At 48.4% G+C, this 20,191-nt stretch carries 17 protein-coding genes; 4 read left to right on the forward strand and 13 right to left on the reverse strand.

Going from position 1 to position 20,191, the window contains the following annotated elements; all coding sequences use genetic code 11:
* Nucleotides 1-42 precede the first annotated feature (42 nt).
* The 10 genes from nikE to MHI12_RS29025 form a co-directional block, all read right to left on the reverse strand.
* The gene (nikE, locus tag MHI12_RS28980; protein ID WP_405170999.1) at nucleotides 43-843 is read right to left on the reverse strand and encodes a nickel import ATP-binding protein NikE; all 801 of its coding nucleotides are present in this window, start codon (nucleotides 841-843) and stop codon (nucleotides 43-45) included.
* A gap of 161 nt (nucleotides 844-1,004) precedes the next feature.
* On the reverse strand, nucleotides 1,005-1,811 hold the full coding sequence (locus MHI12_RS28985) for an ABC transporter ATP-binding protein (RefSeq protein WP_405171000.1): 807 nt from the start codon (nucleotides 1,809-1,811) through the stop codon (nucleotides 1,005-1,007).
* A gap of 39 nt (nucleotides 1,812-1,850) precedes the next feature.
* The gene (nikC, locus tag MHI12_RS28990; RefSeq protein WP_405171001.1) at nucleotides 1,851-2,681 is read right to left on the reverse strand and encodes a nickel ABC transporter permease subunit NikC; all 831 of its coding nucleotides are present in this window, start codon (nucleotides 2,679-2,681) and stop codon (nucleotides 1,851-1,853) included.
* Nucleotides 2,678-3,622, reverse strand: coding sequence for a nickel ABC transporter permease subunit NikB (gene nikB, locus MHI12_RS28995; protein WP_405171002.1), 945 nt, complete (start codon nucleotides 3,620-3,622; stop codon nucleotides 2,678-2,680). Before nikB ends, nikC begins: the two co-directional genes overlap by 4 nt.
* A 76-nt stretch (nucleotides 3,623-3,698) precedes the next feature.
* A complete protein-coding gene (gene nikA / locus MHI12_RS29000) occupies nucleotides 3,699-5,333 on the reverse strand; it encodes a nickel ABC transporter substrate-binding protein (RefSeq protein ID WP_341009472.1) in 1,635 nt (544 codons plus the stop codon).
* Between the two features lie 295 nt (nucleotides 5,334-5,628).
* Nucleotides 5,629-6,570, reverse strand: a complete 942-nt coding sequence (locus MHI12_RS29005; protein WP_405171003.1) for a glycoside hydrolase family 113 — start codon at nucleotides 6,568-6,570, stop codon at nucleotides 5,629-5,631.
* 237 nt (nucleotides 6,571-6,807) lie between these two features.
* Nucleotides 6,808-7,845 (reverse strand): glycoside hydrolase family 130 protein, encoded by a 1,038-nt coding sequence (locus MHI12_RS29010; RefSeq protein WP_341129746.1) that lies wholly within the window; start codon nucleotides 7,843-7,845, stop codon nucleotides 6,808-6,810.
* A 229-nt stretch (nucleotides 7,846-8,074) separates the two neighbouring features.
* The gene (locus tag MHI12_RS29015) at nucleotides 8,075-8,908 is read right to left on the reverse strand and encodes a carbohydrate ABC transporter permease (RefSeq protein ID WP_405171004.1); all 834 of its coding nucleotides are present in this window, start codon (nucleotides 8,906-8,908) and stop codon (nucleotides 8,075-8,077) included.
* Between the two features lie 2 nt (nucleotides 8,909-8,910).
* Nucleotides 8,911-9,798, reverse strand: coding sequence for a carbohydrate ABC transporter permease (locus MHI12_RS29020; RefSeq protein WP_405171005.1), 888 nt, complete (start codon nucleotides 9,796-9,798; stop codon nucleotides 8,911-8,913).
* A gap of 197 nt (nucleotides 9,799-9,995) precedes the next feature.
* Nucleotides 9,996-11,309, reverse strand: coding sequence for an ABC transporter substrate-binding protein (locus MHI12_RS29025; RefSeq protein WP_405171006.1), 1,314 nt, complete (start codon nucleotides 11,307-11,309; stop codon nucleotides 9,996-9,998).
* 224 nt (nucleotides 11,310-11,533) lie between these two features.
* On the opposite strand from MHI12_RS29025, the gene MHI12_RS29030 reads away from it, so the two are divergent.
* From MHI12_RS29030 to MHI12_RS29040, 3 genes are all read left to right on the forward strand, one after another.
* The gene (locus MHI12_RS29030) at nucleotides 11,534-12,724 is read left to right on the forward strand and encodes an AGE family epimerase/isomerase (protein ID WP_405171007.1); all 1,191 of its coding nucleotides are present in this window, start codon (nucleotides 11,534-11,536) and stop codon (nucleotides 12,722-12,724) included.
* A complete protein-coding gene (locus MHI12_RS29035; RefSeq protein ID WP_405171008.1) occupies nucleotides 12,721-13,905 on the forward strand; it encodes a glycosidase in 1,185 nt (394 codons plus the stop codon). Before MHI12_RS29030 ends, MHI12_RS29035 begins: the two co-directional genes overlap by 4 nt.
* Nucleotides 13,906-14,045: 140 nt before the next feature.
* On the forward strand, nucleotides 14,046-15,122 hold the full coding sequence (locus MHI12_RS29040) for a substrate-binding domain-containing protein (protein WP_405171009.1): 1,077 nt from the start codon (nucleotides 14,046-14,048) through the stop codon (nucleotides 15,120-15,122).
* A gap of 75 nt (nucleotides 15,123-15,197) precedes the next feature.
* Here MHI12_RS29040 and MHI12_RS29045 read toward each other — a convergent pair whose 3' ends face one another.
* From MHI12_RS29045 to MHI12_RS29055, 3 genes are all read right to left on the reverse strand, one after another.
* Complete coding sequence (locus MHI12_RS29045) at nucleotides 15,198-15,875, reverse strand: hypothetical protein (RefSeq protein ID WP_405171010.1); 678 nt, start codon at nucleotides 15,873-15,875, stop codon at nucleotides 15,198-15,200.
* 321 nt (nucleotides 15,876-16,196) lie between these two features.
* Complete coding sequence (locus MHI12_RS29050) at nucleotides 16,197-17,624, reverse strand: hypothetical protein (RefSeq protein WP_405171011.1); 1,428 nt, start codon at nucleotides 17,622-17,624, stop codon at nucleotides 16,197-16,199.
* Nucleotides 17,625-17,914: 290 nt separating this feature from the next.
* A complete protein-coding gene (locus tag MHI12_RS29055) occupies nucleotides 17,915-18,430 on the reverse strand; it encodes a DUF2179 domain-containing protein (RefSeq protein WP_405171012.1) in 516 nt (171 codons plus the stop codon).
* Between the two features lie 346 nt (nucleotides 18,431-18,776).
* Between MHI12_RS29055 and MHI12_RS29060 the strand changes: the two genes are divergently transcribed.
* Nucleotides 18,777-19,991: a Leu/Phe/Val dehydrogenase gene (locus MHI12_RS29060; RefSeq protein ID WP_405171013.1), complete on the forward strand. Its 1,215-nt coding sequence runs from the start codon at nucleotides 18,777-18,779 to the stop codon at nucleotides 19,989-19,991.
* Nucleotides 19,992-20,191: the final 200 nt, after the last annotated feature.

Below are 20,191 nucleotides of genomic sequence, written 5' to 3' on the forward strand. Positions count from 1 at the left end.
TCTTATCATGAATATGGTAAGGAGCCTCCTTCACTATAAATTTCATTTAAACGAAATACGACCCGAGGGATGCTCAGGCAAAATAGCTGTAACCAACTGCTGCACAGCCGGATGATCCGACTGCATTACGGAATCCCCCGCATCACCGCTATATACCAGCTTTCCCTGATCCATCACGGCAATGCGGTCACAGATCGTCATGGCTGCCCGAATGTCATGCGTGATAAAGAGATACGATAACCCGTAGGATGCTCTTAACTCTCCCAGTAAGGATAGGATTTGCGTCTGGTGCACCATATCCAGGCTGCTGATCGACTCGTCCAGTACGATTAACTTTGGCTTGAGCGCGATGGCTCGTGCGATGTTGACCCTCTGTAATTGGCCACCGCTGAACTGGTGCGGAAGCTTGTTTGCATCCTCTGGTGTAAGTCCGACCTGCTCAAGCAGTTGTCCAACCACACGAAGTTGTTCTTTTGCCGACAAACGCTCGTAATTATCCAGCGGCTCACCAATGATCTGCGTAGCAGTCATGAGCGGATTCACAGCCGAATAACAGTCCTGGAACACGACTTGCAGATCACGTCGTAATTCCTTAAGCACGGGTTTGCTAGCTCGATAGATATCCTGTCCTTGAAATAAAACCTGACCCTGGCTGGGCTTCTCCAGACCAAGAATGATTTTACCCAAGGTACTTTTACCAGCCCCACTCGTACCTAACAATCCCAGACAAACACCCTTTTCGATCGTAAGTGAGATGTCTGCCAGCACAGGAGGACGCGCTCCCGAACGATCCAGCCAATTGCGTTTGCCATAGCTATGGCTTACTTCACGTACCTGAAGCATCAGGTGATCCTCCTCTCTTGTACTTGGCAGAAGCAATCTCCGAAGAAGCCGAAATTACACATCACCATGTCTATTCCAACCCTACGCCTACCCACTCAAAATACAATTCATACCCGCTTTACACATAAACTTCCTGAACGATTCGACTAGTCTGTCATTCGCTATCGTCCCAAAGACATACTGGGTCTGGCATTTAACAACATCCGGGTATACTCATGCTGCGGGTGATCGAACAGTTGATACACATCCGCCTGCTCCACAATTCGCCCCTTCTGCATGACCGCGACTTCATCCGCCATTTGCGAGATCACGCCCAGATCGTGGGAGATGAGCAAGATGGATGTGCCATACTCCGTACGTAGCCGATCCAATTCCTGAAGCACCTTCAATTGATTTACGACATCCAGTGCCGTCGTTGGTTCATCAGCAATAACCAAAGCCGGTCGCAGGCACATCGATATGGCGATCATCACCCGCTGCAACATGCCTCCACTCAGTTGGAATGGATATCGCTTCATCAGTTTGGCTGGCTCGGGCAGGTTCATGTCTGCCAAGGCAGCAATAGCCCGCTCTCGGGCCGCTGCTTTGGATATTCCCGTGTGCGTACGCAAGGTTTCAATGAATTGAGATCCAATCGTATATACGGGTGTAAAAGCATTCATCGGATTCTGCATAATAAATCCGATGTCCTTGCCTCGGATGCGCCGCATCTCCTCACCTGACAACGAGCCAAGCTCCCGTCCATTCAGACGGATGCTGCCCGATACCTCCATCCTGCGCGGATCAAGCAGGTGGAGCAACGCATTACACGTAACAGTCTTGCCGCTGCCACTCTCGCCGACCAGACCGAAGACACGACCTTTTTGTAATTCGAAATCAATGGGCTCAAGTAACGGGACTGAACCCCCCGCTGTTCTTAGATTCACTTGCAGACCACGAACTTCGAGTACCTTCGCTGCATCATCCATCGTTACGTTCACCCCTCATATGCCTTCGATTCCGAACCACTACCTTTTTGCAATGCCATAACGCTCGGATAATGCTTCACCCAAGATGTTGAACGTAATGACTACGAGCAGAATCAATACACCGGGGTAGATCATCAACTCCGGATGACTGCGAATATAACCCGTTCCTTCATGAATCATGGCGCCCCACTCTGCATTCGGGGGTTGAATACCGAGTCCCAAGAAGGACAGAGCGGATATATCCATAATCGCCCATCCCATCTCCAACGTGCCCATCACAACGATCGGACGCTGCACGTTAGGGATGATATGTTTGCGAATAATCGTCCATGAAGAGGAACCGCTAATTCGCGCCGCTGCGATGAAGTTCCGTTCTTTCAGACTAACGACCATATTCCGGCAGATACGTGCATAATACACCCACTGCACCATCATGAGTGCTAGAAGCACCTGCATCAAACCTGGACCAAAGATCCCTACAATACCCAGCACCAGCACGAGATTCGGAAACGCCATAATGCCTTCACACAAGCGCATCAGCAGACTGTCCACCCAGCCACCAAGGTAACCGGAGATTGAACCTACAATGACACCTATGAGCAAAGAAGACAGAAAGATCAAAGTAGCAAATCCAAGCGACACCCTCGCGCCATACATCAGCCTGGTGAGATTGTCGCGTCCCAGATGATCCGTTCCGAGCCAATGCTCCAGCGATGGACTCGCCAGCTTCTGCAACAAATTCACCTTCACCGGGTCATGAGGAGCAATCCATGGAGCTAATAAAGCAATCACGAAGAAAAGCAATATAATCACCGAGCAAATCTGGATGGCTCTCTGTCCTTTAAATACCGCACGCCATTTGTTTATCAATGTTCTGCCCGTCCTTTCGCTGAAATCCGTGGGTCCATAACGAGCTGCATCAGATCAACGAGCAGATTGCATACGATGAACAGGCAGGCCGCCAGGAAGACATAACATTGAATAACGGGAATATCCCGGTTAAATATCGCATCGACAAAGTATCGTCCGAACCCCGGCCAGGAAAATACCTGCTCCACAATAATGGTGCCTGTGAGCAGCTTGCCCATACTCATCCCCATCCCCGTAATAAGGGGCGATATGGCGATCTTCAGGACATGTTTCAGCATAATGACTCGTTCGCGAATCCCGCGTGTTCTCGCGTACTGTACATATGTCTCCTGTAATTGCTCCAGTACACTGGAACGCAACAATCGGGTGTAGACCGCAATAAGAATCAAGGAAAGTGTAATCGTAGGCAGAACCAGATTCTCCCATGATCCACGCCCCTCCACAGGTAGCCAGTCCAATTTCACTGAGAAAAAGAAGATCAGCAAGTAACCTAACCAGAATTGCGGGATCGAAGCGCCAAAATAGGAAATCGCACGGCTGACCATGTCAATCCAGCTATTCTTGTACACCGCCGCCAGTATTCCCAAAGGAATACTTACCAAAGCCGATAACAATATACTCCAGAAGGCTAATTCAGCCGTAGCCGGAAGCCTTAATTTCACTTCATCCCATACGGGTTTATTGGTGAGATACGAAGTGCCGAAGTCGAGCTTGGCAATCTTCTGAATCGTATGCGCATATTGGGTTAACAAAGGCTGATCCAGGCCGAACTCATGCCGCTTTTGTGCAAGCAACTCCGGTGTCGGATAGATATGAGCAGCTGTCAGATAAGCCTCGGCCGGATCAACCGGTGAGATATGAATAAGCGCAAAGGTAACAAGTGTAGCGATAAAAACGATAGGAATGATCGTGATCATCCGTTTCCCGATATAACTGATCACCAAACGTTCCTCCCTTTCATCAAGCTACATGACCTTGCCAAGGCCTTACCACTTCCGAAATTAAAGTAATTACGACTTATTGATTGCCCAATTCAATGCCCACAAACGGATTCTCGTCACGGTTCGCCGGGAAAATAAAGTTGGAGATTTTCTTCTGATATACAGCCGTTTTCTTAATATAAGAGATCGGTACGATCGCCGATTGCTCCTGAAGTGTTTTCAGGATAGAGCCATATAACTCCTGGCGTTTCGTCTCGTCTGTAGATGACAGGGCTGCATGAACCTGATCGTCCAGTTCCTTTTTCATCGGCAACGCACTCAGGGTCTCGGAAATCCCGAATCCAGGGCTCGCCACAACGTTAATGAAGGAATGTGGATCATACGGTGCGCCATAGTTGTACCAGAAATACAGGTCGAAATCATTGGCTTTCAGACGTTTGATCTGAACCGTCAGTTCCAGCCCAGTGAGGTTAACTTTAACCCCAAGCTCGCTCCATTCCGCCTGAATGGTCTCAGCCATCGCTTTCTGAATCGGGTCCGTTTTGTCAAAAATCATCTCGAAATCAAGCTGCTGACCGTCTTTTTCACGAACCGTACCACCTGCAGGCAGCTTCCAGCCCGCTTCATCCAGTAATGCTTTGGATTTCTCCACGTCATACGTGATCGGTTCCAGGTCTACATTGGTGTATGGATAGTTTTTGGACAATACGGTATCGGCTGGTTCTTCCAATCCGGAAGTCACGCCTTCCACCATCGCCTTTTTGTTAAACCCTTGCTGGAGCGCCATCCGCACTCTGACATCGGACAGCTTTGGATTGGAAGAGTTCAGCAGCAGACTGCGTGTGCCCACCGGATCAGACAATTGGGTCACATATTTATCATTGTCACGCAGCTCCTGGAACGCATCCAGACTGATCATACCTTCACCATAGATCAGATCGAGATCGCCTTTTTCAAAAGCAAGGACACGAGTTTCACCGTCAGGAATGATTTTGACCGTAATCTGATCCACCTTTGGTGCTGTTCCCCAATAATTCGGGTTGCGTTTGAAAACAGCATATTCGTCCTGCTTGTATTCAGCCAGCATCCACGGGCCAGTTCCAACCGGCTCTTTGATTCCTTGGGATGTATCTCCGTCATCCGGGAATCCGGCTTCACCCAGGAAGCGGAAAGGACGAACCACCGACAAGTCCTGAAGAACAGGATAATACGGCTCTGTGAGTGTCAATCGGAAAGTCTGATCGTCCACAACCTCCGTCTTGTCGAGCACACCTACAATGCCCAGCCAGCTATGTGTATCTTTATTTTTCATTACAGCATCAAAATTCTTTTTCACAATCTCAGCATTAAATGGCGTACCATCTGAGAATTTCACACCTTGGCGAAGCTTGAATGTATATACTTTGCCGTCATCGGAGATGGTCCATGATTCTGCCAGAGCAGGTTCCAGTTTTCCGTCCTTCTGGTAACTGATCAGCGGCTCATAGAGCATGGATTGGGCAAATAATTGCGAAGGATTGTACGTATGCGGATTCATTGTACCGATATCACGTGGCCATGACATCGTAATCGACTTCGTAGATGTTTGATCCGAAGCCGCAGATGAGGATTCATCTCCACTTCCTGTATTGCTGCAACCCACGATAACGAATAACAACAAGAGCATAGTTGCCAGCGTGAGGGCCGAAGATTTGCGATGTTGTACAGACATGGATGTTGAACCCCTTTTCTCTATTTTATGATAATGATTATCATATTCATCCATTAAGAATATGCAGGAGCCCTCCTTTTGTCAACAAAATTCGACATAGTATGCATCACTACTAAATATGCCAAAAAAGCCCTTCCTGTAGGAGGAAGAGCCTCTCGATCTGAATATGAATCACAACTACAAAAATAAGTTCCATAATAATCTGCTATTCCTTGCTCACAGCAAGGTAATCACGAAAGTACATATGCAGATATATCCTGAAATCCATCTTCATATACGCCTTCTTGTTTCTCGTTTAAACGTCTACAGTGACACCCTCATAGAAGCGACGAATCACCTGCTCAGCAGGTTTACCGTAAACACCATATCCGTCATCGTTCAGGGCATCCTTCTCCACGTGTAGATGTGCGCTCCAATCCCACAGACCAAATCCGCGTACCCAGTCACGCCGACTGACATGCCGGAACATCGCTTCATAGAAACGCTCCTGTTCCTCAGCACTCACATCACCTGCTAGTCCCCAATCATTCGGTACCTGGGCTGATCCGTTGCGGCTGGGACAACCGGCTTCCGCGAAGAAAAAGGGTTTGCCATAAGGAGCAATCGCCTGTTCAATGCGATCCAGCTGCGCCTCCCAATCTCCGATGGGATAGTAACCACTGGAAGAGATCACGTCCACAGCATCCCACCATTTCACATGACCTTCCTGATATTTGTCCGTGTTGTATGACACCAGCCCCGTGTACTCTTCACGCACACCGGCGATCACCTCGCGCCACTCTTCATCCCGACGCTCGGATTGCACCATCTCACAGCCTACGATGAACATCTCACACTGTTCCTGCTCTGCAATCGCTGCATAATGCTTCTGAAATGCCGTGTAGCTATGGAACCAATCCTTCCACTTCGGCTCACACGGCACATCGATATCAAAAAAGTTAATGTGTGCACGCCATGTGCCATCGGTACAGTTGACGGTTGGTTTTAAAATGATACGCAGCCCGAGTGTACGGGCATAACGAATCATGTCCACCAGTTCATCATCCTCCACCAGATGAGCACCCCGATACTTCACTTCTAGCGCCTGCGGATGATCCTGATGTGCCGCCAGTGCAAAAATGACATGAGAACTGCCTGTACGTTCTGCCATCAGGCGCAAGGATTCTTTGGCTTCCGGCTTGCGGAAGTCTCCCCTGCCACTCATCCAGCCAAATGTAAATCCCTTGATATACTCCATATACATTGCTCCCCAATGTTTCTGTTCACTTAATGAAAAAAGAATGACCTACTATATATACTTTCACTACGATTGCAGTACCATCTTCCGATCGCCGTTATCCCCAGATTTCTATCAATCCCTTTTATACAAGGGAGAAATCCGGAGATAAATGCGACCACTTCGCTTCTTCAGATTGGTTCTGCACTCTCCGTTATTGTGTAAATTTCAGCTTTTCAAAAATTGGTTTCACTTCGATTACAGCTTGCCTTCCTCGTGGTCTCCGGCGATGACTTCGTCCGTCTCGATCACATAGTTCACGATCTCTTCAATGGTCGTGTAAGCCACGCCCACATACGTGTCGGCAGCGCCGTAATAGATGGCGATACGTCCGGTATCAGCATCATGCAGTGTTGCACACGGGAAGATGACGTTATCAACGAAGCCTTGCTCCTCGTACCATTTTTCTGGTGTCAGCACAAAGTTGGAGGAACGATACTTCACTTTGGACGGTTCATCCAGATCCAGAATGACTGCCCCCATGCTATATACCAAACCGTTACAGGTTCCGGTTACGCCGTGGTAGAACATCAGCCAGCCTTCGGACGTTTCGATCGGGGCGGGCCCGCCGCCAATTTTGACCGATTGCCACCAGCCCTGACCGCCTTTGCTCATCACATGACGGTGCTTACCCCAATACACGAGATCCGGGCTTTCACTCAGGAAAATATCTCCGAATGGGGTATGTCCACTGTCACTTGGTCTGGACAACATCACATAGTTATCCTTAATTTTGCGTGGGAACAGCACACCATTACGGTTGAACGGCAGCATTGGATTTTCGAGGCGGACAAACGTTTTGAAGTCATCCGTCTTCGCCAGTCCCAATGCAGCGCCGTAAAAATCAGTACACCAGATGATGTAATACGTATCCTCGACTTTGACCAGACGCGGATCATACGCATAGTTCGGCATAAACGGATCGCCATTTTCATCTACAAATGCAATACGTTCCTCTTCAATCGTCCACTCCAGACCATCTTCGCTTGCACCCATGTGCAGATGCGGACGGCCATTAACGGTTTCGGCGCGGAATACCCCAATGAACTTTCCTTCATAGGGAATAACGGCACTGTTGAAAATACGGGCAACGCCTTTGACCGGGTTACGAGGAACCACCGGGTTGGCCGAGTGTCTCCATACCGGGCCTTCCGTTCCCTCCGGTTTGGCTTCCCATGGCATATTCGGCAAAGCGTCCCCAACAATGTGTACGTTTTTCGTTTCGGCAACTGACATTTTTCATTTCTCCCTTCGGTTAGGCTTTATGAAATGAATAATTAAAATTGCACTAGACCACTTTGATGACAGAACAACCTTCCGATCGCCGTTATCCCCAGATTTTTTTGATCCCCTTATAAACGGGGAAAATCCGGTTATAAATGCGACCACTCCGTTTCTCCAGCTTTTTTCTGTCCTCTTCGTTCCTGTGCATTCTCATATGCATTTCATAGAGCCTTTCGTTTTTTTATTTCACTGAGCCTTGCGCGAAGCCATTGTAGATGTACTTCTGTAACAAAAGGAAGATGATCATGGTTGGAATAATGGCGATCATGATGCCGGCGCTGATGACTTCCCACTGCGATCCAAACGGTCCCTTGAATTTGAACAAGGCGGTGGAAATGACCTGTAGATCGGTCTTTGGCATGTACAGGAACGGTGTGTAGAAGTCATTATAGATGTTCACACCCTTCACGATAATGACCGTTACAATAGCCGGTTTCAGCAGTGGCAGAATGATTTTCCAGTAGATCGTGAAGTACGAAGCGCCGTCCAGCATGGCGGATTCATCCAGTGCACTTGAGATGGAGCCAAGGAACTGCAGGAAGATATAAACCGCAATGATATCTGTACCCAGGTACATCACGATGGCCGCCCAGCGTGTGTTAAATAGGTCGAGCGCGTTGATGATCTGGAATGTGGCGACCTGCGTTGTAACACTTGGAATCAGGGTAGCGAGCAGGAACGCCGCGACCATGATTTTCTTGCCTTTGAATTTGAACCGATCCAGCACATACGCGATCATGGAGCCCGTTAAGGTCGCTCCTATAATAGAGATGATCAGGATAATGATCGTATTTTTGAAACCGACCAGCATGTTGCCATCCACAAAAGCCTTCGCATAGTTCGCAAAGTTCAGCCAGTTGGCTGGCGGGGCAAGCGGGCTGCTGGTGGCGTATTCCGCATTCGTTTTGAGAGATGCAAACAGGATGACCACGATCGGTAACAGTGCGATAAACGCTGCAAGGATGAGGGAAGCATATTTAACCACGCTCGCAAGGGTGTATTTGAGTTGTGTCACGTTTATTCCTCCCCTTTCATGGTGACGCGCTGCACAAGCGTAACGATAATAACGATCATGAGCAGCACCACAGCCATGGCGGATGCCAGTCCCAGCTTGCCATATTTAAACGCCAAGTGAACCGTTTGGATTACAAATGTCATACTGCCGTTGGAACCATCGGTCATGATATATGGAATATCGAACGCACTAATTGCGCCGCTAATCGCCAAGATCAGGTTGAGCTGCAGGATACGTGTAATGCTTGGCAGGATGATATGGCGGAATTGCTGCCAGCGATTGGCGCCGTCAATATCGGATGCTTCATACACATCCTTCGGAATGGAGGAGATTGCACCCAGGAAAATGATAAAGTTGAAGCCCATGTATCTCCATACTGATGCACCTGCGAGTGACACGTTGATAATATTCGGATTACCCAGCCAAAGCTGCGTGTATTGTCCCAGCCCTACAGCATGCATGAGCATATCGAGTGTACCGTCTGGTTTGAAGAAAAAGAGGAAGATAAAACCGATGGCTACACCGTTCAGCAAATAAGGAAAGAACAATATGCCTTTGAAGAAGTTTTTGCCTCGAACTTTGAAACTCAGAATCGTGGCAAAGTAGAGTGCCAAGCCCATCTGTACAAACGTAGCCACAAAGTAGTACAAGCTGACAATAAATACTTTGAAGTATTCGGGATCACTGAATATGCGCGTATAGTTCTCAAAGCCAACATAATCGAACCTTTTGCTGTATCCGTTCCAATCGGTGAAACTGTATTTGAACATGTTGATGACAGGTAAGTATGCAAACGTGAACAGCAACGCCAGCGGAATAATTGAGAAGGCACAGATGATAAATATGCGTTGCGCTGAGTAACCCCAATTCGAAACCTTTAAGTACTTCATGCTCTCCACACCTCCAAGCGGTTCACCCGCCTATATATCGAAAGACTCCCGTCCAATGGAATTCCTGCGGAATAACTGCCGGGGGAAGAGCATCTGGCATCATACTTTCAAATACCACATGCTCCATGCTCCATTCATAAATGGATTCCTATACCCCCGCAGTCCATTCATCGCCTGATCCACTCACGCTATTCTAATTATTTCGTGAGTTCTGCCCGTGCTTTGACCCACTTGTCGTTCAGGTCCTTCATGATGTCGTCATACGATTCCTTGCGGTTACCGATACCTGCTTCGATAATGCGTTTCTTGAAATCAGGCTGCCAGAGGCCGATTTCACCTTCGTTATCAATCTTGTCGACCAGACCTTCCTGACCTTCTTTGGCAGGTGTAAGTGTCGAGAATTGAACGTCTTTATATTGATCCAAAATGGGTGGCAATTCAGCATTCTTGTCTGCATCCATACCGCCGCCTTGTTCAACTGCGTAGTTCGACTTCGCCAAGAACCAGTCAATCCAGGCTTTGGCAGCAGGTTTGTTCTCGCTGTTCACGTTCATGCCGATGTTATAGTCTGCGGAGAGCGGAACCACAACCTCACTTGCATTGGTTGGGAAAGGAAGGAATCCGATGTCGTCCGGTGTATCCGTCATACCTTGAATCTGTGTGATGGCCCAAGAGCCCAGTGCCATCGTGGCAATTTTGCCTTTGGCAAGATCAGCCTTGGAACTTTCCCAGTCGGTTGTCGTTGGATCTTTCTCGATTAGACCGTTCTTGGCTGCATCATAGAGCACTTTGTACAGTTCATAGTGTGGCTGACCAGGCACAAAGTTCTCATCTGTATTCGGTTGGTCCACGTTAACGTAATCCACACTGCCTGCAACGGTTGGCAGATCCGATTCCCATTGGGTTAATGCCCAGCCAGATGCATAGTTGGTGTAGAGCGGAACCGCATCTGTATTGTCTTTGATCAACTGAAGCGCAGCCTGGAATTGCTCCGGTGTTTTTGGAACTTCCATAATGCCTGCGTCTTTGAAGACCTGTTTGTTATAAATGATTCCTGAGAATGTAATTACGGTAGGGATACCGTATACCTGACCATCCACCATACGTTCTTCAATGGCAGTGTATTTGTCTTTCAATTCATCGTACGTGCCAAGCGGCTCGAAAAAGTCCGGGATATCTGCGATCGGAACACTGGTCGGGATCATCAATACGTCACCGTAATCTTTGGTGCTCATACGGATTTTCACTTGTCCTTCATAGTCTGCCAGTGCCTGAAAATTCACTTTGACATCCGGGTATTCCTTATTGAACTCAGCAGCGTAATCTTTAAATACGGTATCAACAATATCTGTACGTTGTGTAAGGACGGTAATTTCGCCCTTGATATCTGCCGGATCTGTACTGATCTCCTCCCCTGCCTGCGAAGATCCACCTCCGGATGAACATGCAGCAAGTAGTGAAGTGATGAGCAGCATCGTCAGCAACATCATCCAACCTTTGTTTTTTCTCAATTGTTTCGACCCCTCTCTTAAGTTAATTAAGTTATCGTTAAGGTTACAAACTGAATTCTATTATGGTAACGCTTACCTGTCAATTAAATTATTTATAACTTAACAAGAAAAATTGCGATGCATTTCGTTGACATCTGTTTTTCAGAGCACTAATATGGATTAATAAAGTTACCGTTAACTTAATTTAATTAGATTGATGCACTATTTTGAAGGAGCGCTCACTTATGAATACAAAAACAACCGAACTTCAATCTGAGATTAAGACGCATTGGGAGAAGCAGATTTTACCCTTCTGGTCCAACCTTAAAGATACAACCCACGGTGGATCCTACGGCTGGGTCGGCAATGATCTTCAGGTGAATCCGCAGGCCCCCAAAGGCGGGATCGCCACGGCACGGCAATTATGGTCTTTTGCAGCAGCCTATCGGGTTACCGGAAACGAAAGATGGCGCGATCACGCGGAGCACGCCTATCGTTTTCTCGCAGACCATGTGATGGATACCGAATATGGCGGTATGTACTGGATGGTAGATTACACAGGGGAAGCGCTGGACACGAGCAAACATGTGTATACGCAATCATTCGGCGTGTATTCACTCAGTGAGTACTATCGTGCTACCGGGGATGCTTCTGCATTAGAACTTGCGAAAACGCTTTTTGCTCTAATCGAGGACAAAGGTCTGGATGCCAAACTACCTGCGTACAAGGAACAATTTGATCGCACATGGAAGGAACAGCCCAATGAAATGCTGAGCGAAAATGGGGTTATTGCGGATTACACAATGAATACGCACATCCATGTGTTAGAGGCCTACACCACGCTCTATCGCGTGTGGCCGGATCAACAAGTGAAGGCAGCGCTGGAACGCCTGCTCGGAATTCTATATGAACGGGTGTATGACCAAGACACCAAGTTTCTCGGGGTATTTTTCAACAAACAGTGGGAATCCATCATCGATCTGCGCTCGTTCGGACATGACATTGAAGCCAGCTGGCTGATCGACGAAACACTGAAAGTGCTGGGACTGGAACAACATCCGGAGTTTGCGGCGATGGTAACGGATATTGCCTATAACATCTGCAACGTGGCCGTAAATGCCGATGGTTCCCTGCTAAATGAACAAGAAGGTGAACATATCGATGAGAAGCGAATCTGGTGGGTTCAGGCAGAGGCGATGGTTGGTTTCTATAATGCGTATCAGCGTACAGGTGATCCACTGTTTCTGGAGAGAGTGGAACGCTTGTGGACTTATACCAAAGAAAACATCATTGATCAGCGCGCTGGCGGGGAATGGTACTGGTCGGTTGACGGCAACGGAACACCGGATCAGAGCGAAATTGCCGGACCGTGGAAATGCCCGTATCACAATAGCAGATTCTGTATTGAACTAATTGAGAGGATGGGATCAGAATGATACACCCGAAATACAAGGAGTTACTGGAGAAACAGGAGCAGCTGCTTACTCGTCCTAATGAGATCAATTCTTCCTTCTACAACGGCATATATGATCGGTACCAATATCCGGTAATCACTCGTCATCATGTACCGCTGCATTGGAGATTCGATCTGGATGAGACGACGAACCCGCATTTTATGGAACGTCTGGGCATTAACGCGACGCTGAATCCAGGAGCCATCTATTTCAATGGCAAATACATCATGGTCATCCGTACGGAAGGATTGGATCGTAAATCAATCTTTGCGCTCGCCGAGAGTGACAATGGAATTGACGGGTTCCGTTTCACGGGTAAACCATTAGTCTGGGAAGATATCGATGCGGATGAAACCAATCAGTATGATATGCGCCTCGTTCAACATGAAGATGGCTGGATCTATGGCATCTATTGCTCGGAGCGCAAAGACCCTGATGCTCCTGCATTTGATACATCCAGCGCAGTTGCACAGGCAGGACTGGTTCGTACACGAGATCTCACAAGCTGGGAACGGTTGCCCAACATCACAACGAATTCCCCTCAACAGCGCAATGTCGTATTGCACCCGGAATTCGTGGATGGAAAGTATGCCTTCTACACCCGTCCACAGGACGGATTCATCTCGACAGGCAGTGGCGGCGGAATCGCCTTCGGACTGTGTGAGGATATCTTGAACCCGGTCATTCATGAAGAGACGGTTATTGATGAACGGCAATATCATACGGTATATGAGGTCAAAAACGGCCAAGGCCCTGCTCCGCTCAAGACGGATCGTGGCTGGATTCACATTGCTCACGGGGTTCGGAATACCGCAGCAGGCCTGCGTTACGTGTTATACACATTCGCTACGGATCTGAATGATCCGACGCGTGTGATTACCAAACCGGGCGGCCACTTCATTGCCCCTTATGACGATGAGCGGGTAGGCGATGTGTCCAATGTTATTTTCTGCAACGGTGCTGTAGTCAATGAAAAAGAAGAAGTCTTTATCTATTACGCATCCAGTGATACCCGCTGTCATGTAGCAACAACGACTCTGGAGAAACTGGTCGATTATACGTTCAATACACCGGCTGATCCGTATCGTTCCCTGGACTGTGCCAGCCAGCGGGGTCAGCTGATTGAACAGAATGAGAAGCTTTTACAGAAACAATTAACGTAACATCGGTAGAACGTCCTCTCAGGGAAACCTGCAATGTGCTGAAAATTAGCGAAACAACAGCCAGAATGGCTTTATTCCAAGTGGGTAACGATGTATACTGATATGGATTGTTATTATGTTGGAAGAAAGTGTTCATCATAATGACAGCACATTGTGCCTATACCGGCTTGAAGGAGGCGACCATACTGAAGAACAATATCACCATGCGGGATATCGCCGACAGGCTCGGGGTCAGCAGTGTGACCGTCTCGAAAGCATTGAATGATAAAGATGGCGTGAGTGGCGAATTAAAGGAAAAAATTAAAGTGCTTGCTGTTGAAATGGGCTATCGGTATAATGCCGCTGCCCGTTCGATGAAGGAAGGCTTAACCCATAATATTGGCGTAATTATCCCGGAGCGTTTTACCGGGCCTACGCAGTCGTTCTATGTACGCGTGTTCCAGCGCATCACCAAACATCTGGAGGAACAGGGCTACTACGGCATTCTGCACATTCTGAATGTGGAGGATGAGGAGGAATTAACACTGCCCAAGCTGTACAGCGACAACAAGGTCGATGGTTTCATCGTGCTCGGGCAGATCAGCAAAGGGTATATTGAACTCGTGCGATCAATGGAAGTTCCCAAAATGTTTCTCGACTTCTACGATGAGCATTCCGATATCGATTCCGTCGTTACCGATAACTTCTACGCTGCCTATGAGCTAACGAACTATCTGGTTCAGCAGGGCCACCGTAACATTGCTTACGTGGGAAACCTGTATTCCACGAGCAGCATTCAGGACCGATTCCTCGGATATTACAAATCCTTGCTGGAACACCGCTTGCCGATGAATCCAGATCTGGTTCTGAATGATCGGGATGAACGAGGTACGTTTATTGAGATTAATCTGCCGGAGCAGCTGCCAACCGCCTTTGTATGCAACTGTGATCAGGTCGCTCATCTGCTCGTTCAAAAACTGACTTCCATGGATATTCAGGTGCCTGGCCAATGCTCTGTTGTTGGTTTTGATAATGATATCTATGCGATGCTCTCCGATCCCAAGCTGACAACTGTTGAAGTGGATGTGGAACAGATGGCGCGCACGGCAGTTCAGTCCATGCTCAAAAAGGTCGACAACCCGAACCGCAGTTTCGGCCGTGTACACGTGAAAGGCAACATCATCTATCGTGACTCGGTCAGTGCTGTGTCTGCCTCATCAGATACTATGGATATCTGAATTATATAATTAAATAAACGAACACAGATGACTGGCCTTTATCTTACTGGCCAGTCTTTTCTGATGCATCAGAGCTTAACGACGGCGATGATCTGTTGAATTTTTCAAAAATGTAGTCGTTCTCCAAATCGAGAGGATGAGGATCAGCTCATACACATTGGTTAAAGTACCGGTTTCCACTGGCAGGGAGATTAACTGCCCTACAAACAACAAGGCAGTTCCAACAAACAGCCAAACCCATTTATGTTTAAAAAGAACGACCAGGCTAACCAATAAGAGTTCAAGCCCCACGATGATCACCATCATCGGTGGACCTCCATGACCTTCTGCCATATATCTCAGTACTCCATACTCTTCTATAACCTTGAGATTTTTAACCTCGGATAAAGTAAAGCCTACAATCTGGTAGATAACCAGACCCAGCGTTATCAGCCATGCTGCCACACTCGTTATACTTCTATTGGCAAACTTGGCACCTGAGCTGCGCAAGATATGGTAGCCAACAAGAATAAGGGTAGGGGTAGCAAAGGCATGTAGCCAAAATCGAAGGCTACTGAGAACCATTAACACTTCCCCTTCCCCTATCATATTACCTAAAGCAATAATTCCATTATCATATGCCAAGCTGAACGCTACAAATAGCTGAAAACTGCAATACGCGAGCCATTGCTTCCTCTGGGTTAAATCGACGGCCATCCGAACAACAAGTATCAAATAAACAAGCGTAAGTGCGGAGTATATCCAAACATCCAAACTGCTTCACCATCCTTATTGGTCAATTCTAATAAATTATATTTACCGGTAAGTAAAATTACAAGGTGAATTTGAATAAATGGTTAATTTGTCATAAATTACTCACTGAGGTAATGAAGATGAATATTGATATACAACGATCACCGGGGAGACCAACACATGCTGTAGCTGGAGATGATCCACCCTAACAAGGAGTCCTTTTCAAGCGGCCCGCCAAACTGTATATGGAGCTAAATTATATAAAAAGAGCACCCCCGGCTATCGTAGCTGCAGGAGCACTCTTTTCCTTATTTGAAGAACGTAAAAGCAGTTACTCTGATATCAATAACTTGTCTTCAACCAATTGTCCTTGGACCAGGTCAATTTACCCGAACCCGCGCCATTGGAAGCCGTGAGGCGTGCATTCAACGTAGATGGATCATCCGTGATATAGCTGTAAGGAAGTGTCGAGAAGCCGTTCCAGGAGAACGATTTCACCACCGCCGGGATTGGCGCCAGTGGACTGCCAGACGTATCACTGCTGCCACGGAATGAGCTTCCATCCAAAGAATACATGGTATCGGTCACTCTGATTTTGCCGGTATAGGTTGGATCTGCCGGATCGGTCTGATTGTTGCGAACAGGATACAGCACGTCCTTGATGACTGATTTCTCAACCAATACGGCTCCGCTCTCTGTGGAGATTGCCCCATTGCCAATGATATCGAACTTATAACCTTTGGACGCAATCGCTGTTGCCATCGCCGTTGTAATTTTGGCTTTAGCGGCACGTGCCCCTGTCGAATCCATCACGATGTTGTATGCATGTGCGTTGCCTCCACGCAGGCGTGGCATCCGGTCCTGAATATCTTTGTACAGATTATGGTGCAGCGTCATGGACAGGTTGGCGTTAGCTGATTCCAGGCTGGTCGAACCGACCAGATGTCCTTTCTTTTGGGGTCCTGAGATGGCGATAATATCGGCTTTGCTGAGACCTACCGCACTGCTGCGCAGGTAGTTGTACATGGGATAGGAAGCCTTGTTTGCTTCCAATTCGTTAATCTGCTGGGTAACCCAGCTGTTCGAGCTGCCGTCATCCCCTTTGAAGAGGGACCAGGAGATGGTCACGCCGCTGGTTCCTTTTTTCGAATCGACGAGTCCGTCATAGGCTTTATTGAATGTGCAGTGATCAATCCATACGTTGCTGTTCTCCTCCAGGGTGATGTAATCCCAGTCGTTCTTGTCGTAATCACCTTTGGTGGATTCATCCCATTCCCATAACTCATCAAATTCCAGGTTGCGGATGATGACATTCGAGCTTCGTTTCACGCTGATCGCAGCGTGTTTAATTTTGGAACCATTGGCGGAGAAAATGGTGAGTCCATTGAAACCGTCAATCGTGAGCTTGCTGACACCGGTCTGCTTCAATACGGGATGCGTCAACGCATCATTATGCTTGGCAAAAGGAGAAGTCTGCGCTGCGCTCGGAATTTCATTCCATCCCAGATTCAGATCGTTCATGATCTCAACAACTTTGATACCGGAGTTCTTTTTCAGCGCCAATGCCAGATCGGTCGCATTATACACTTTCTTATACGTGGCTGTGTTTGATTCGCTGACGATGCCGCCGCCCGCGTTCCCTTGGGAGAAGCCTGTAAGATTGTAGTCTGCGTTACCCGCCGCCTGCACACTTGCCGGGCCGGACAATAAAGTTAACCCCAACGTTAGAGCCAGGGCTGTGCTGCATAAGCTTCGAAATTTAGTTTTCATCGATTCCATTCCTCCCAAAATATGATGATGACATTCGTCCATCGCTGCCATGCCAGGTTACGAAGGACATGTTCTCAATGTAAATGTTGAAAGCGATTACAACAATAATCCCTATCTCACATGTGGTTAGGAAAGGCTGGTATGGTAAGGGTTTGTACTGTAAGCAACCTTGAATCGTACAGAGTTAACTTGGGGAGTAAGGTTTCAGGGATATATCGTGGTAACAAGAACATTCCAGATGGGATGAAATTAAAAAAGCAGGACTGCATCTGCCGCAGACCTGCTCGATTTTACTTTTTGATGGAACGTGTCCAGAAGCCGCCATGGAACTGTTTGGGCTCCACGGTAATGACAAATGCTTTCGGGTCCAGACTGAGAATCGTCTGATAGAGCAGTTTCTGGTTTTTACGTTTCGCCAGAATCTCCATCACAAGCCGATCCCCGTCACGTCCACTACCCGCCCACGCAGTAACACCGTACCCTTTATCCCGCAGGGCATTCGCGACGCTTCCATCCAGCTGATTACAGATTACTTTAACGGTGATATAACCGAGCGCAATCTTTTCTTCAATCCACGCTCCGAGCAGCACACCCAATCCGTAACCTACCGCATATACAATCAGGGCCTCCGGTTGTTTCAGATAGTTTAACACCAGATTCAGACCGAGCACATAGATCACAATCTCACCCATGCTGATCAGTGCGGCGATGTATTTCTGTCCTTTGAGTGTCAGAATCATCCGGAGTGTATAAGCGGATACGTACACAATCTGGATCAAAAAGATAAATACCAATATTTTAAACAATCACAATCCCTCTTTCCTGGCCCTCACAACGGAATTGGCCCTTTGCTGCATATACTCGACGATTTCGTTTCATCTATGCTTCCTGTATGTTCGCTCTATCTCCATCATTGGACGTTATGCCCTCATTCTAAACGGTTGAATGTAAATCCGTAGGCATTTTCTGCTCTCTGGCATGCCGGAACTGCAATTATAGAACCGTTTGTACCGATTATCAACCCAGCAGAGGTCCCAGGGTCGAAAACGGGGGTCTTTGAATATGCTGTATCATCATAAAGCCAAGCACGCTCGCACAGGATATCAGGTCAGAACCAGGATGGATGGGTCAAAACAAAAAGGGGGTACCGTCATGCAGCTATGGCAGGAGATGGAGCGGGAAGGCATGGAGGAACTCATTTTTTGCCATGATGCAGATAGTGGATTGAGGGCGGTCATTGCCATTCATAACACGGTCCTTGGACCTGCGCTCGGCGGATGCCGCTACTGGACGTATGCATCCGAGGAAGAAGCTGTTCGGGATGCTGTGAAGCTTGCCAAAGGCATGACGTACAAAAATGCAATCTCCGGACTGCCGTATGGCGGCGGGAAAGTAGTCATATGGAATGTGCCTTTTGTGAAGAATACAAAACCGGATGAGGATGGTTGCGGATCTCAAAGTGTTGAGCAGGTCGCTGGAGATCTAGGGGTAGAGCAGCAAAAGGGCGCTGCCACTGAACGGGAAGTCGTCGCCGATCAGGGTGCTGATCGTATAGATAAAAGCCTGGATACGGACGTATCCAAGCGGGCGCAGCGCTTTCGAGCACTGGGTCGTTGTCTGGAGCGGCTGAACGGACGGTACGTGACCGGTCTTGATCTGGGTACCACGGCGACAGACATGGACCAGATCCGGCTGGAGACCGCACATGTGACGGACACCACCGGTTCGCTTGGGGCGCAGGATGACTTCACTGCCGAGATGACCGCCTACGGCGTACACATCGGCATTGTGACCTCGCTGCGCCAGCAAGGCATTGCATCTTTGCAGGGCATTCCCGTTGCCGTCCAGGGACTGGGCAAGGTCGGGTATGCCCTGTGCCGTTACCTGCATGCAGCCGGGGCACGGCTCATTGTGGCAGACGTTGTACCGGATCGTGTACAACGTGCCCTTGTGCAGTTCAACGGCGCCATCTCGGCCGATCCGGCCCGTATCCACGCCGCTGACTGCAAGGTCTTCGCCCCCTGTGCCCTAGGGGGCGTACTGACCCCGGCAACGGTGGAGGAGCTGCGCTGCTCCATCGTTGCCGGGGCGGCCAACAACCAGCTGAGTGAACGACAGCTGGTCGCAGGCCGCATGCAGGCGCGCGGCATCCTGTACGCGCCTGACTACGTGCTCAACGCAGGCGGGATCATCTCCACCGCCTACGAGCTGGAAGGCGCCGGGCCTGACCTGATCCGCCAAAAGGTGGCGGGGATTGCAGGCACGCTGAGCAAGGTATACGCAGAAGCTACGCAATCTGCGATCTCCACAGCCGATGCAGCCGATCGGCTGGCGGAATCCATCCTCCGATCAGGCGATAAAAAATAGTTCGCCCCACTCTGCCTAAAGATGCAGATAAAGAACCATTCCAATAGCAGGCCCTAAGCTGTATACAAGTCCAGAAGCATCCCGTATTAAGCCTTACTCGTTCCTTCTACAACAATTCACGCCGGGTGATTGTGCACTCATGCATTCACACACACCTGAACTAATATTAGCTTGCTGGGCACGACGCTACTGCTAGTCCT

The sequence above is a fragment of the Paenibacillus sp. FSL H8-0280 genome (genome assembly GCF_045040665.1).
GTDB classification, from domain to species: domain Bacteria; phylum Bacillota; class Bacilli; order Paenibacillales; family Paenibacillaceae; genus Paenibacillus; species Paenibacillus xylanexedens_A.